The sequence below is a fragment of the Staphylococcus sp. NWU MKU2 genome (genome assembly GCF_033283605.1).
GTDB lineage: Bacteria > Bacillota > Bacilli > Staphylococcales > Staphylococcaceae > Staphylococcus > Staphylococcus haemolyticus.
The window spans coordinates 208,870-221,221 of the sequence record NZ_JAVSMH010000001.1; the positions used below are offsets into that span (position 1 = coordinate 208,870).

A 12,352-nucleotide genomic window follows, 5' to 3' on the forward strand; every position below is an offset into this window, starting at 1 on the left:
GCTACCCCCTCTGCACATTACCGTATTGATCTGTTTTGACTTTAACCACAAGATTATTCTGTACTAGATTTTTAAAATATTTACTATTCACTCTATGCTTAGCAACCTCGCGCTCTGAACGTTTAGCCCTAGCAATGCGTTCTTCTCTACGTTTACGTTTTAAAGCTCTTTCGTGTCTAATTTCAGCTTGTTGTATCTTATACAACTGCTTAGCCGTTAATTGCTTTTCGTTTCTTTCGTATGTCTGCACCATATTCATAAACTCCTTTGCCATGTATTAGTTCTGGTCCACGTAAGCCTTCTTTATATCTTTTACGCACTGTGCTATCAGATACATCAAAATATTTATATACATCACATAATCTGTAACGTTTACCGTCTAAATTCACTTTTATCATGGTGTCACTTCCACCCTTCTGATATAACGCTAACGTTTTCTACTTTTTTAATATCTAAGTGTTTGTCAAATTCGTTTGGGTACTTCTCTGCCATCTCAAGCACCTGCTCTTCCGTCTGCTTTTCGTTATCCGGAATAATGTAAGCGGTGCCTTCGATTTTGAATGTAACTGCTAATTTAGACATTTATAATTCCTCCACTTCCATAACTATTTTCGGTTCCTCTGCATATTGCTTAAAACTGTGTATTTCAACGATTTGGTTATCGTCTTTCCATAGATGATCATTCGCTGCATCTAACACAGTTTTGATTAAGTTATCTATATCAGGCTTAGTACGTTTGTACTGACCTATCGCTATCAGTTTCTGATTTTTTGACCAACTCTTAGGCGGTTTAAAATAAAAATAAAGCGACACCTTAAGTTGTGTATTCAACATCTTTTTAGGTAACTGGTTCTGTATAAACTTCTTATGCGCCGTATATGAGGTTGGCATGTATGTTTGAACAAATCTGCCTGTATTTCTGAAACGTGGACGAGGCGATCCAATAGGTGCCTCATACGTTTCGTTAAAGTTAATTTCTATCCGCACGTTGTCACTCCTAGAACAAGAATTCATCTATTGTTGTCTGCTGTTGTAATTCTTCTTTTCTAAATAATTTATGCTTACGTTTCATCTTTGCTAACTCATCTTTAGTTACAGATGTTTTAAAATGCTTATCACTCATTCCGCCTTTATTAGCAAGATAGAAAGTACCGTCATCTCTAGGCAGAACCCTAAGCATTTCCCAACCGTCGCTTTCATATAGGCTATATGCGTTAGGTTGATTTTTTATAAGTCCCATCGCTTTGCCTCCACTTCGTATCTTTTTCGATAATGTCTTTCACTTTTTCGTATTCATCGAATGGCGATATCTTATTCTCTTCCAACAAGCGATTGATAGCCCGACCAACTTCAATCAGTAACGTTCCGATAAGTTGATCATTGCTATAATCTTGTCGGTACATTGTTCCAAGTAGCTTTTTATATTCGATAACCGTCATGTCATAAACCTTTGTGTACGTTTGTAGTATTCGAATTCTATGACACCTGTTTCTCCGTCTTTATTCTTTGCGATATTACATTCAACAATCGACTTACCGAGTTCATCTTCTTCGTCTTGGTTATAATAATCATCTCGATAAAGAAGCATTGCTAAACTTGCGTCAGCCTCAATTCCACCTGCTTCTTTCATGTCAGACAACATAGGTCGTTTGTCATTTCGACTTTCTACACCACGACTAAGTTGAGAAAGTAATACGATAATTGCACCAGTTTCGTTTGCTATTATTTTTAAATCACGGCTGATTTTTTCAATGCCATTTCTACGGTCTAATTTGCTATCTGTTTCCATTAATTGAAGATAGTCGATGAATATCACCTGTTGCTTATCTTTGTTCTTCATGGCTTGTTTACGGACTTCCTGAGTGCTTACGTTGCTTTGTGAATTAACATCTATTTCAAGTTTTAATATTTCGCTTGCAGCACTTGTTAATTTAGTTAAGTCATCGTAGCTTAGATCTGTTTTTTTCTTAATACGTGACAGTTCAATTCCTGTCACAGTCGATAACATTCGTTCTAATATCGCTACGCCTGTTGTCTCTAAACTAAATAGCGATGTTTTATAACCCTGTTTAGCGATATTAAGCATCATCTGAATTGCAAAACCTGTTTTCCCAACAGATGGTCGTGCTGCGATAACTACTAGTTGTGTAGGCTCCAGACCACCTATTTTGTAATCCATAAGTGGAAACCCTGTTTTGATTACTTGCTTTGGTTCATCGCTATAAAGTTCTGTGATAAACTCATCTACGATTTGTTTAGTATTCGTTTCGTCATCTGCGCTTATCATTGACACTTCATTTAATCCGTTTAACATTTCTTCAAACGACCTCATAGATGGCGATTGATTGAATTCGTTGATAACATCATTTGCTTGTGATAATTGATAAGCCTCTAGTAAATTCTGTTGATAACGCTCAAATATGCCGTAACCGATAAAGTCAGTGTTATAAAGTTTTTGAATAGTGTCGAAGTTTAAAAACGCTTTGTTTTTAGTCGTTTCAAGATATATATCTTGGTGATCCACCTTACCTACTTCAAATACATATTCCATAAACACTCTGAAATCATCGTAGTAAAACATATGAGGTCTAACACGTAAGTTTTCAATCAGTTCAGGTTTCTTTAATAAACTTGAAATAATGGTGCTTTCGATACTTCTACGTTCGCTCATTATCCTGCACCTCAAACTCACGTAAACTTTTCTTGAACTCTTTAAGCAACTTTTTACGTTTTTCTACATACTCCGGATCATTTTCCATTCTCCAGCGATGTTCTTTATCTTTGTCAGTCGGCTTTTCGTATTTAAGTTTTTTAGGGTATTTCCTCATTATTCTTGGTAAATTAGGCGGATATGAGTTACCACTAGTAATATAGTTTTTAACTTCTTTAACAGTAGGTTCATAATCTCCATTTTCACTTAATACATCTATCCACGTTTCTAATTTAGATTCGTTAAAATCCATGTTGTATATTTGACTAACTTTTTCTATGATTTCTAATGCTTGTTGTTTTGTCATACTCATTGGTTAGCACCTAATTTCTCTTTCATGGAAGCAAATATATTTTCTGTTTCATTGCGTTTCTTTTTCTTAGGAGACAATTTAGTTAGTGCCTTTTCTTTAGTATTGATATCTTCCTTATTCCAGTTTTCCAATACTTTAATAAGATAGTTAATCCCTTTATCCTTTTCTTTGCAGTAATTAATAGCTACTGTAATTACTTCTAGCTTGTTATCTTTAAACTCATTAACAACCTCTTCTAATTGTTGTGCTTTCAAAGGACTTTGTATCATCTCTAATTCTTTACTAACCAACTGGAAAATTTGTGACGTGTCACTCTTATTATTGTTATTCTTATTATTGTTATTCTTATTATTGTTATTCTTAGTACCTACGTTTTGTCCGTGTACATTTTGTCCGTGTACGTTTCGTACGCGTACGAATTGACCGTGTACGAAATGGTGGTTAATTGTGTAAATTGTTTTACTAAAACCGTTGTTTGTTCTTTCTCGCGTCTTACTGATAATGTTTTTATCTAAAAGTTCTTTACGGTGCTTATAGAAACGCTTTTCACTTATATTCAATTCATGACATATTAGTCCGATACTAGGAAAAGCAGTGTCTTTTCCACCGGCATAAGAAGATAGATAACTATAGATTGCTTTAGCTTCAATGCTTAGGTTTTTATCTTTCAATACTTCTTTATAGACAGTTCCGTAACCACCAGTTATATCTATTAATCTGTCACTCATGAAATCACTCCTTTCAACATCTTATTTAGTCGATCGTCCACATCAACCCAGCTATCTGTTAAGTGATATTTTTGATTAAATGTATTCATTCCTATTTGGTGCTGTTCCGAATGATGAGAACGACATAGTGCTAATACTTGATTGCCTACATGATTTATCTTGTTGCGATTGCGCCCTTTACCTACTGCGTATCTATGTGCCAAATCAGAATGTGGTTTACCACAAATTACACAGTTGCGATTGACCGTTGACCAATATAGAAATGCTTTATCATTTTTGAGTAAGTTGCTTGTTTTATATGCAAGTGGAATATTGTTATGAAATATCCAGTCGAGAGTTACCTCTATAATTTGATTTGCTTGTGTACGGGAGCAGTTACTCAACGAAATGCGTTTATCGTAGCCATAGAGAAACGATACGTAATTTTGGAACATTTCCCTCATGTATTGCATTGGTTGCCCTGTATGAGCCTCTATGTCCTTTACAAGTGCAAATATCTTCCTGCGTTGTTTGTCGGTAATTCTGAAAGGGTCTACGACTTGCACATCGACTTCTACTTCAAACCCGTTATCAAGCAAGAGTGAAGTTTTGTTGTCTAGTTCTACACCCTCAATGACAACGGTAGTTGTACCGTCATCTTGAGTAATGTAATTTTTGATTTTAGCCAATTAAATCAGTCCAATCAGAAAGGTAAATCATCTATATTGTCGTCAACATTGTTGTTAGCGAACGGGTTATTGCCTGCTGGTGCTTGTCCTCTTTGTTGTTGAGGTTGGTTGTTTTGTTGATTGTTATTCTTTGGTTCTAAGAATTGAACGCTGTCAGCCACGACTTCTGTTACATATACAGGTTGGCCGTCTTTTTCATAGCTACGTGTCTGAATACGGCCGTCTACTCCAGCAAGTTGTCCTTTTGACAGATAATTATTTACGTTTTCCGCTTGTCGTCTGAAAGCTACTACGTTTATAAAATCAGCCTCTTGTTCGCCATTTTTATTTTTAAACGGTCTATTTACTGCTAATGTAAATCTTGCATTCGCTACATTACCTTCATTAAAATTTGGATCTTTCGTTAATCTACCTACTAAAATTACTCTGTTTATCATTGGTCATTCTCCTTATCTAATTCTTTAGTTATGTTGTCTAATTTGTTATGTGCTTCCGCTATTTGCTTTTTGCTCAAATTATTTATGTCAGAAATTTTTAACCATCTTTTTGTTTTTTCTACTGATGAATCTCCTCCTTTTTCATTTGCTAAATTCACAAATTCATTTATACGTTCCTCTAAAACTGTTATGTCGTCATCACTTCCACTTGGCGTTTCTTCACCTAGATATAAATAGTTGCCAAGTCCAAACTTAGCTGCACATTTAACCATGCATCGCTTAGTTGCTTTGTTAATATCAAATATTGCAGTAGCACTTCCTACGGTTACTGGTTTGTTTCTGTAATCTAAAACTGGTAACCATTCACGTTTAGTTACACCGAACACTGTTAATTCGACGCATACCATGTACCCCTCATTCGTTTTAAGGTAAGGTACGAAAAAGTTTTCGTTATTACTATCTGGATATGGGAATTCAATTACTCTCTCTGTATAATTTGGATCTTCTTTAGTTAATTCTTGTTGTACATACGCCCACGATAAATAATTTAAGTTTTGTTTTTTTTCAACGTGAGCGCTAACATCTCTACTATTTAATTCTCTGAACTTGTCTGAGAAGTTAGGTTGTTCAGCCATCGTTTACCTCCTCCAAATCTTCAAAATTGTATACTTTACGTGTTTCTTTTGTTTCGATTGTTGATACTTCAATCAAATGTTTATCCCAATCTATATCGATTTCATCTAAACCGTTAAATTTACGAGCATTACTTCTTAAAGCATTGTAATTAGCATATTCTTGAGCAGTAGGTTTATTAGTGATCCAGCGTCCAAAGTGATTATCTTTAATGCGATACTCTACTTCACAATTTAATATTGGCTCTTGCATTCACGTACTCCTCCAATCGTTTACCTGCTCTATCCGCTCTAGCATCTGCTCTTTGATATAGGCTAATATATAAATTGATATTGTCGTTTAAATCTTTGATATGCTCGTTAGCAGTGTCTAGTTGTCTTTTTAGATGTTTGTTTTCTAAACTAACTAACATTAAATCTCTACTGTCTTTAAGTAGGTTGTTATGTTCTTTTAAAGATATAGTTACCTCTTGCATATATGTGCCTCCCGTTATATGATTAAGATGAAATTTTTGTTAAGTGTTTGACTGTTAGTCGTTGCAGCGACTTTCAGTCTTTTTTTGTGCGTAATATAGTTTGTCAAAGAATAGATACGTTACTGTTGACGCAACTATTGCAAACGCTACTGCATTAGTGATGAACACGTTCATCATCATCGCTAAAAAAAATACTACGTTGAACATCATGCCGCTGATCAATACACTTTTATCTTCGTTAGTCATTTCTTCACCTCCTTGTAAATCTCTTTCTTATAATCTTTTAAGAACTTCCACATTAATTCAGCGTCGAAGTAATGAGATGAACTACCACCTTGACCTTCAAACCAAATGTCATTATCTTTGAGATATTTATTAAATCTAGGAACTTCTAATATTCTTTTAAATACTAAATACTTGCTCAACTTCGACTCTTTGATTAGATCTTCCATAGTCCAAAATGCAGGTAATGAATTACTTACCAATCTTTCAAATTCAACTTTAGGTATAAGAACATGAGTGTCGGGTAATGTGACTGTTATAGTTTGTTCCATTTATTAACACTCCTTTCATGTATAATTGAGTTATTAATATATAAGGTGGTATGTCTAATGGAATTTATCCAATCAACTTTGTTTTCTAATATCATTGCTGTAATTGCTTTGTTAGTAGCTATTGCTAGTTTCGTCTACGCTTATATGAGTAATCGTCCTAGTATCGAAATAAGCGAATTCTATACTGATCAACTAGATAACGAAAATGAACCGATAAAATTTGGTTTCGTTCTCGCGAATGTTTCTCCAAAAACAATCACTGTTAAAGAAATTAATTTACTTGATAGCAGTAATAAGAAATTAGAAAACATTCATGTACAAGTTCCAGAAGATGATTGGAAGAAATATCCTAATCCTTTTGCATCTCCGTATAGTTGTAGTCCTTTTACTGAAAATGAAATTTTTATTCCTAATGCGAAGATAGAATTTTCGTATCATCTAAAAGAACAACCGAAAGTTGTTGAAATTGTTACTGATAAACGTATTTATTACTTTAGTAAGAAACGTAAATTTAATTTTTAATGTTAATGATTAATGCTAATATCATGAAAATTACTGTTAGCAGCATACAAATATTTGTAAATAGCATGGTTCGAACCTCCTATTAGAAAAAAAGTTAATTTAGTATTTTTTGTATTTTCCATTATTTACAATTTTGGCTAATTGTTTTTCGTCTATTCCGACATTAATTCTTATAGTACGTTTCCTAGCACTTCTAATCTCCTCCGCCAAGATGACGATTAGGAGTGCTATTTTGATTGCTTTAAGTTTGTTCATTTCGTTTCACCTCCTTTAAAGCTTTTCTTGCACTTCTTTAATATCAACTTTTAATGCATCACAGATTTTTTTCACTGTTAGAAATCCGGGATTGTTATTTTCTAATTCAGCTGATCGGATTGTAGAATTCTGCAATCCCGTTAACTTAGCCAGTTGATAACGACTTAATCCCTTTTTCTCTCTTAAATCTTTCAAATTCAGCATGATGACACTCCTTATTGTCTATATCGGAATTTCGTTATATACTTATCTCAACCCCACATAAACTGGGAGGTGATGGCCTTGCTTATGCGAGGTTTTAAATCACCCTGTGGTTCTATAGATAAGTAAATCTAAATTTAGGGCATCGTTTGTTGTGCTCCATCGCCAACTGAGGCGTTAAAAAGGCATGCGCACTGTAAGGTAGTAACTTACGGGACGCTAGACTTTGATTGAACACCTAAGCTCATTACAGGGCTGGGGACGATACCAGCAAAACTTGAGCTGTTAGTCGTGGCGACTAGAATCAAACAAAATTTCCGTAGCACATGCTTTCCACGACAAAGTATGTGCTTTTTTAAGTTGTTTGTTCGATTGTGAGAGGTGGCTTTTAACCACCTCGTGTGGTAGAATTAAATTGTTAATTATTCTGCTAACTGCAATTTTTTACTTTTGTTGTGATTGTAAATTCGTACCAGCGTTTTTACAGTCGCAACTTTTTTTGTACTACCAGTAGCTCGACTATAATCTTCAATTTTGTTTTTGAAAGAAATCAAACCTTCTTGACTTAACTTTTTAACAATCCAGTTTCTATCTTGTTCTGGATATTCTTTGATGAACTGTGATACTCCGATCATTATCACTCGAGTATAATTTTTTCTTTGAGTACCTAATGCGTCACGAATTAAGCAAATTGTATCTTTAAGCAATTTTGGTCCTCCGTTGCGATATATTTCTTTAACAGTGTCTGCTGCTTGAATTGTGTAATTATTTGTATTTCTATCTACTGTAAAACCAATTTGATTAAGCGCATTTTCAATCGTTAAAGTTTCTTCTACGCCAGCAGCTAATTCACTTACATAACGTTCAGCAGCATTTGCTTTAGAACCTTCTTGTAATAATCTAAATGCAGTGGCTTCATCTTTTAATGTCATTCCAGAATAAATTGTTACTTCCCAAACTAATTCGCCTAGAATTTTTAATGCTTCTACTCTGTGTTGACCATCAAATATCCAAAGGCTTCCATCTTCTCTTTCAGATACTAGAATTGGTCCCATGCCGATAGGATTGAAATTTTTAACAATTTTATTTACTTTAGCTTTTGATACTGGTCGTTGATATGTTTCGTCTACTCCTAATTGATTAATTACTACCTTTTCTGATCTACTTGGGAAATCATTTAATTTTTTCATTATTTTGTTCCTCCATTTGTTTCAATTTTTAATCCAATTAACGAATATAATCTTTCGATTTTGAAATAAGCTTCTTTAATATCTTCAAAGTTTGTTTTTAAAGCTTTGTTTATTACTTTTTCAATATCGTTTGAATTCTTAGTGCATAGCGCTAAGTCTTGAAATCTTTTTGTTAAAGTTTGAGATTGAGCTAATAATTCTAATTCTTCATTAGGCACTTCACTTTCCACCTCTATTCGTTTATTTTTGAGGTTTTTTTGATACTCTTTGTTTTTAACTGATGGCAGTTCGTTATAAGCTTTATTCCAACCGCTATTTTCTTTGATGACTTTTTCATAAGTTTCAGGGTCTTCACGTTTAACTTTTTTCGCTCTAACTACTGTTGATTTACTAACACCAGCTAACTCTGCTAGTTCTTTATTTTCATGTACTGGGGTGCTATATTGATTAGTTTTAGGTTGTTCTATTACTACTGGAGTGTTACTTTCTTCACGCTTTGGTTCAGCTGAACCAAAGCGCTTGATATCTTGTTGTTTTTTCTTTTTATTAGTTTCAATTGCTGCTTTTTTTCTTTGTTCTCTAGCTCTTTCTTGAATATCGCTGATCAAATCTTTGGCATTTAACACTATGTTCAATCTTTGGTTAGTCGTTAAATTCCTACGTTCAACTGCTGTATCTCTTACAAATTTAAAAGCTTCGTCTTTTTCAAGATTTTCTCTAATAGCTTTAACTGTATTAATATTTAACTTTTCCAAAGCCTTAACTCTATGACGACCGTCCAACACCGTGTTATCCCAATTAATGTGTATCGGTGTATGTTGCCCTTGCGTTTCGATGTTCGTAACTAAATCATCAAATTCTTTTTCAGTCATTTCTGGAACGAGTTGGTTGATATCTTCATCGAATTTAAGTTTGTCTATTTCGACATTTTCAATTTCTTTCAATTATTCTCACCTCCTTATTAAGTTGTTTGTGGTTCTTTCTCTTCAACTAAAACGTATTTAAAATACGATTTATCTTTTAAAAAAATAATCTCATCAATTGAGACTTCTAACGTTTTAGCAATTCTAAACGCTTCTTTAGGTCTAATCATATCAGGATTATTCTCCCAAATATTATAAGTTGAAGATGATATGCCAAGAGCTTTAGCAAATGATTCTTGAGTATGTCGTCTTCTTTTTCGCCATTCTTCTAAAGTTAGCGTTTGATTAGTATCATTCATTTTGTTCCCTCCTTGCTTAAGAACTGACTTAAGTATATCGTATCTAAAATACGAATTCAAGTGTTTTTCATAATTTACTTTAAAAAAATCGAATTTTTATTTTTAATTATCGTATTTTATGTATTGAAATTACGATTTTTCATAGTATAATAAAAGTAGTTAAAAAATAACTATATAAGGAAGGTTTTTGAAATGGCTTTTAAAAATTCGATAAAAGAAGTGCGTTTGAAAAACAAATTATCAAAAGTTGAAATGGCTAAAAAATTAGATGTTTCAGAAGGAACAATACGAATGTGGGAAAACGGTAAAAACGAGCCGAGAATGGGGATGGTTGAAAAGATTTCTAGTTTATTTAATGTTTCAAAAAGTTATTTGTTAGGTGAAGTCGAAGAAGTAGAAATGCCTAATATAAACACTCAATTCAAAGTACCTTACTACGGTCAAGTATCAGCTGGTAATTTCGAAACTGTGGAAGTAGATGCTAAAGAATTAGAAGTACCTGATATTGCTTTTAATGGTCGAAACCCTAAAGAATGTATTGCTTTACAAGTCAATGGCGATAGCATGAATAAAGTGTTATCTAATGGCTCGTATATCATTATTCACGATTACAGATGTAATCAAGATTATAGATTGAATAATAACGATATCTTAGTTTTGCGTTTGGGCGGAGAATATACTGTAAAACGAGTGAGACGAACAGAAACAAAATTACATTTAGATCCTGTCAGTTATTCAGATGAGTTTAAAACGAATACATATGATATTAACAATACAGATGAAATTGAAGTGATAGGTAAAGTGATTTATAACTATCAAATTTTTGAGTAATAAAGGAGAGGTAAGATATGAAAAGTGATTTCGAACAAGAACCTAAACACTGGGACGAATTAGTGAAAGTCCCAGTATATACTATGGAACAATTGGAACATATGGTAAAGAGCGATATACCGTTAACTGAAAATAAAGATGTTTATAAAGATTAACAGCACCCTAGTGGCGGTTTGATATAAATTATTTTGCCACACTACGGCAATTATGTTATTACGTTTGAACCGTTGAGAGTATTTAGGTTGCATGAGGTGTATTGAATTTATCTATTTTAAGGAGACTAGAATTGATAATTTTAAATTGCAAAATAAAATCAAGTGAAATTGTTTACGAAGTGAAAACGAATAAAAATAATTACTTCACCTATTCTTTACCTAAAGATATCACATCTCATAAAGTAAGACAGGTGCTTAAAATTATTGAGAGCAAAGTAGATGAAGACGAAGATTATTTAAGCAAAGGAGGTTGAGGGATGGAAGATTACCTTCGTGATAGGTTAGAAGATCAAATAAATTGGTATGATAACAAAAGCATGTCTTGTCAAAAGTATTACAATTTAAATAAGTATATACAAATTTTTGCAGGTGCATTAATTCCAGCAATAACGCCCTTTTCGCTAGTGTTTAATTCACTAGGTTTTACTGTTGTTACATCAGTATTAGGTTTGCTCATTGTAATTTCTCAATCTATTAGTAGTATAAAAAAATTTCATGAAAATTATATTCAGTACAGAACTACATGTGAGGTATTAAAGCATGAAAAATACCTATATTTAAACAATGTTGAACCTTATGACAACGAAAAAGAACCGATAAAACTTTTAGTTTCGCGTGTTGAATCTATTATCTCTAATGAGAATATTAATTGGCAAACAATGAGACAGGATATTAAGGAGGCAGAAAAATGTTAGGAAAATTATTTGTAAGTTATAGAGCTGATGACGAAGGTACACGATACAAAAATTTGTTAGTAGGATGGTCTGAAAATCCAAATAAAAACTTCTTCGATGTAAAGTTTGAGGATACAAGTATTGGAATAAGTATTAATTCTACAGATGCTTATTATATAAAAAGAAGAATCAAAGAGAAAATCAAAGACTCCGATAAAATTATATGCATTATTGGAGAAAACACTTGCAATTCTGAATGGGTAAATTGGGAATTAGAAACTGCTTATGAATTAAACAAATCAATTGTTGCAATAAAAATTGACAGACGCTATAAGTCACCTATAGAGATTTATGGAAAGAATGTTAATTGGGCATATTCTTTCACATATGAAGCTATTAAAAAAGCACTTCTCGAGGTTTAGTCGGGAAGTACTTCATATGTTTGGTCAAATATTTCAGGTTTAACTGGATACTTTTCACCATTAACCCCTGTTATAATCCAATCACCTTTTTCAGCTTTCATACGACCTTCTAAAGTATCGATGATCATAGCTTCTTTAGCTTTTTCTGCATTAACAACAACTGGTTTTTTTCTAACTCTTACTTTGGGAGACAAATTTTCACCTACTTTTTGATTTGATTATAACATGAAAACATTTATTTTTATATTTCTGGGTACTCCCACGTACCCTTATTATTTTTTAATCATTTAGTAGAACATACG

The 12,352-nt window shown here is 33.2% G+C and carries 28 protein-coding genes; 6 read left to right on the plus strand and 22 right to left on the minus strand.

What is annotated here, in order from left to right:
- Nucleotide 1 precedes the first annotated feature (1 nt).
- From SBL15_RS01150 to SBL15_RS01225, 16 genes are read right to left on the minus strand one after another with little or no spacing between them, the layout of a single operon-like run.
- Nucleotides 2–253 (minus strand): hypothetical protein, encoded by a 252-nt coding sequence (locus tag SBL15_RS01150; RefSeq protein ID WP_107626200.1) that lies wholly within the window; start codon nt 251–253, stop codon nt 2–4.
- On the minus strand, nt 210–398 hold the full coding sequence (locus SBL15_RS01155; RefSeq protein ID WP_107626201.1) for a hypothetical protein: 189 nt from the start codon (nt 396–398) through the stop codon (nt 210–212). Before SBL15_RS01155 ends, SBL15_RS01150 begins: the two co-directional genes overlap by 44 nt.
- 4 nt (nt 399–402) lie before the next feature.
- Nucleotides 403–582: a hypothetical protein gene (locus SBL15_RS01160; RefSeq protein WP_053018049.1), complete on the minus strand. Its 180-nt coding sequence runs from the start codon at nt 580–582 to the stop codon at nt 403–405.
- Nucleotides 583–987, minus strand: coding sequence for a RusA family crossover junction endodeoxyribonuclease (locus tag SBL15_RS01165; RefSeq protein WP_107642775.1), 405 nt, complete (start codon nt 985–987; stop codon nt 583–585). It lies immediately after the preceding gene.
- Nucleotides 988–997: 10 nt separating this feature from the next.
- On the minus strand, nt 998–1,240 hold the full coding sequence (locus SBL15_RS01170; protein ID WP_107626203.1) for a hypothetical protein: 243 nt from the start codon (nt 1,238–1,240) through the stop codon (nt 998–1,000).
- Entirely contained in the window at nt 1,215–1,403 is a 189-nt protein-coding gene (locus tag SBL15_RS01175) for a hypothetical protein (protein WP_411861511.1), read from the minus strand. The genes SBL15_RS01170 and SBL15_RS01175 overlap by 26 nt, the downstream gene beginning before the upstream one ends.
- A gap of 32 nt (nt 1,404–1,435) precedes the next feature.
- Nucleotides 1,436–2,671 (minus strand): DnaB helicase C-terminal domain-containing protein, encoded by a 1,236-nt coding sequence (locus tag SBL15_RS01180; RefSeq protein ID WP_119472142.1) that lies wholly within the window; start codon nt 2,669–2,671, stop codon nt 1,436–1,438.
- Nucleotides 2,658–3,023, minus strand: coding sequence for a hypothetical protein (locus tag SBL15_RS01185; RefSeq protein ID WP_107642777.1), 366 nt, complete (start codon nt 3,021–3,023; stop codon nt 2,658–2,660). Before SBL15_RS01185 ends, SBL15_RS01180 begins: the two co-directional genes overlap by 14 nt.
- Nucleotides 3,020–3,751, minus strand: coding sequence for a DnaD domain protein (locus SBL15_RS01190; RefSeq protein WP_107642778.1), 732 nt, complete (start codon nt 3,749–3,751; stop codon nt 3,020–3,022). Before SBL15_RS01190 ends, SBL15_RS01185 begins: the two co-directional genes overlap by 4 nt.
- Nucleotides 3,748–4,419, minus strand: coding sequence for a putative HNHc nuclease (locus SBL15_RS01195; protein ID WP_119472141.1), 672 nt, complete (start codon nt 4,417–4,419; stop codon nt 3,748–3,750). The genes SBL15_RS01190 and SBL15_RS01195 overlap by 4 nt, the downstream gene beginning before the upstream one ends.
- Nucleotides 4,420–4,433: 14 nt before the next feature.
- Nucleotides 4,434–4,856, minus strand: a complete 423-nt coding sequence (locus SBL15_RS01200) for a single-stranded DNA-binding protein (RefSeq protein ID WP_107611364.1) — start codon at nt 4,854–4,856, stop codon at nt 4,434–4,436.
- The gene (locus tag SBL15_RS01205; RefSeq protein ID WP_317954938.1) at nt 4,853–5,491 is read right to left on the minus strand and encodes a DUF1071 domain-containing protein; all 639 of its coding nucleotides are present in this window, start codon (nt 5,489–5,491) and stop codon (nt 4,853–4,855) included. Before SBL15_RS01205 ends, SBL15_RS01200 begins: the two co-directional genes overlap by 4 nt.
- Nucleotides 5,484–5,741 (minus strand): DUF2483 family protein, encoded by a 258-nt coding sequence (locus tag SBL15_RS01210; RefSeq protein WP_317954940.1) that lies wholly within the window; start codon nt 5,739–5,741, stop codon nt 5,484–5,486. Before SBL15_RS01210 ends, SBL15_RS01205 begins: the two co-directional genes overlap by 8 nt.
- A complete protein-coding gene (locus SBL15_RS01215; protein ID WP_317954942.1) occupies nt 5,716–5,964 on the minus strand; it encodes a hypothetical protein in 249 nt (82 codons plus the stop codon). Before SBL15_RS01215 ends, SBL15_RS01210 begins: the two co-directional genes overlap by 26 nt.
- 54 nt (nt 5,965–6,018) lie before the next feature.
- Nucleotides 6,019–6,210: a hypothetical protein gene (locus tag SBL15_RS01220; RefSeq protein ID WP_233667992.1), complete on the minus strand. Its 192-nt coding sequence runs from the start codon at nt 6,208–6,210 to the stop codon at nt 6,019–6,021.
- A complete protein-coding gene (locus tag SBL15_RS01225; RefSeq protein ID WP_107611369.1) occupies nt 6,207–6,518 on the minus strand; it encodes a DUF771 domain-containing protein in 312 nt (103 codons plus the stop codon). Before SBL15_RS01225 ends, SBL15_RS01220 begins: the two co-directional genes overlap by 4 nt.
- A 57-nt stretch (nt 6,519–6,575) precedes the next feature.
- On the opposite strand from SBL15_RS01225, the gene SBL15_RS01230 reads away from it, so the two are divergent.
- On the plus strand, nt 6,576–7,040 hold the full coding sequence (locus SBL15_RS01230; RefSeq protein WP_107611370.1) for a hypothetical protein: 465 nt from the start codon (nt 6,576–6,578) through the stop codon (nt 7,038–7,040).
- A 99-nt stretch (nt 7,041–7,139) separates the two neighbouring features.
- On the opposite strand, the gene SBL15_RS01235 is transcribed toward SBL15_RS01230, so the two are convergent.
- The 5 genes from SBL15_RS01235 to SBL15_RS01255 form a co-directional block, all read right to left on the minus strand.
- Nucleotides 7,140–7,295 (minus strand): hypothetical protein, encoded by a 156-nt coding sequence (locus tag SBL15_RS01235; protein ID WP_182713014.1) that lies wholly within the window; start codon nt 7,293–7,295, stop codon nt 7,140–7,142.
- Nucleotides 7,296–7,310: 15 nt separating this feature from the next.
- Nucleotides 7,311–7,499: a helix-turn-helix transcriptional regulator gene (locus SBL15_RS01240; RefSeq protein ID WP_107611371.1), complete on the minus strand. Its 189-nt coding sequence runs from the start codon at nt 7,497–7,499 to the stop codon at nt 7,311–7,313.
- Nucleotides 7,500–7,918: 419 nt separating this feature from the next.
- Nucleotides 7,919–8,686 (minus strand): DUF6551 family protein, encoded by a 768-nt coding sequence (locus tag SBL15_RS01245; protein WP_107611372.1) that lies wholly within the window; start codon nt 8,684–8,686, stop codon nt 7,919–7,921.
- Entirely contained in the window at nt 8,686–9,630 is a 945-nt protein-coding gene (locus SBL15_RS01250; RefSeq protein ID WP_107611373.1) for a ParB N-terminal domain-containing protein, read from the minus strand. The genes SBL15_RS01245 and SBL15_RS01250 overlap by 1 nt, the downstream gene beginning before the upstream one ends.
- A 17-nt stretch (nt 9,631–9,647) precedes the next feature.
- Complete coding sequence (locus SBL15_RS01255; RefSeq protein WP_053027815.1) at nt 9,648–9,908, minus strand: helix-turn-helix transcriptional regulator; 261 nt, start codon at nt 9,906–9,908, stop codon at nt 9,648–9,650.
- 192 nt (nt 9,909–10,100) lie between these two features.
- Here SBL15_RS01255 and SBL15_RS01260 point away from each other — a divergent pair, with 192 nt between their 5' ends.
- The 5 genes from SBL15_RS01260 (at nt 10,101) to SBL15_RS01280 (ending at nt 12,050) form a co-directional block, all read left to right on the plus strand.
- Complete coding sequence (locus SBL15_RS01260; protein WP_107611374.1) at nt 10,101–10,739, plus strand: S24 family peptidase; 639 nt, start codon at nt 10,101–10,103, stop codon at nt 10,737–10,739.
- A 17-nt stretch (nt 10,740–10,756) separates the two neighbouring features.
- The gene (locus SBL15_RS01265; RefSeq protein ID WP_182703528.1) at nt 10,757–10,894 is read left to right on the plus strand and encodes a hypothetical protein; all 138 of its coding nucleotides are present in this window, start codon (nt 10,757–10,759) and stop codon (nt 10,892–10,894) included.
- A 131-nt stretch (nt 10,895–11,025) separates the two neighbouring features.
- Entirely contained in the window at nt 11,026–11,208 is a 183-nt protein-coding gene (locus SBL15_RS01270) for a hypothetical protein (protein WP_103167016.1), read from the plus strand.
- 3 nt (nt 11,209–11,211) lie between these two features.
- On the plus strand, nt 11,212–11,649 hold the full coding sequence (locus SBL15_RS01275) for a DUF4231 domain-containing protein (protein WP_107637132.1): 438 nt from the start codon (nt 11,212–11,214) through the stop codon (nt 11,647–11,649).
- Entirely contained in the window at nt 11,643–12,050 is a 408-nt protein-coding gene (locus SBL15_RS01280) for a TIR domain-containing protein (protein ID WP_107637131.1), read from the plus strand. The genes SBL15_RS01275 and SBL15_RS01280 overlap by 7 nt, the downstream gene beginning before the upstream one ends.
- On the opposite strand, the gene SBL15_RS01285 is transcribed toward SBL15_RS01280, so the two are convergent.
- The gene (locus tag SBL15_RS01285; protein ID WP_107529284.1) at nt 12,047–12,244 is read right to left on the minus strand and encodes a hypothetical protein; all 198 of its coding nucleotides are present in this window, start codon (nt 12,242–12,244) and stop codon (nt 12,047–12,049) included. The two genes, SBL15_RS01280 and SBL15_RS01285, sit on opposite strands and share 4 nt — an antisense overlap.
- Nucleotides 12,245–12,352 lie beyond the last annotated feature (108 nt).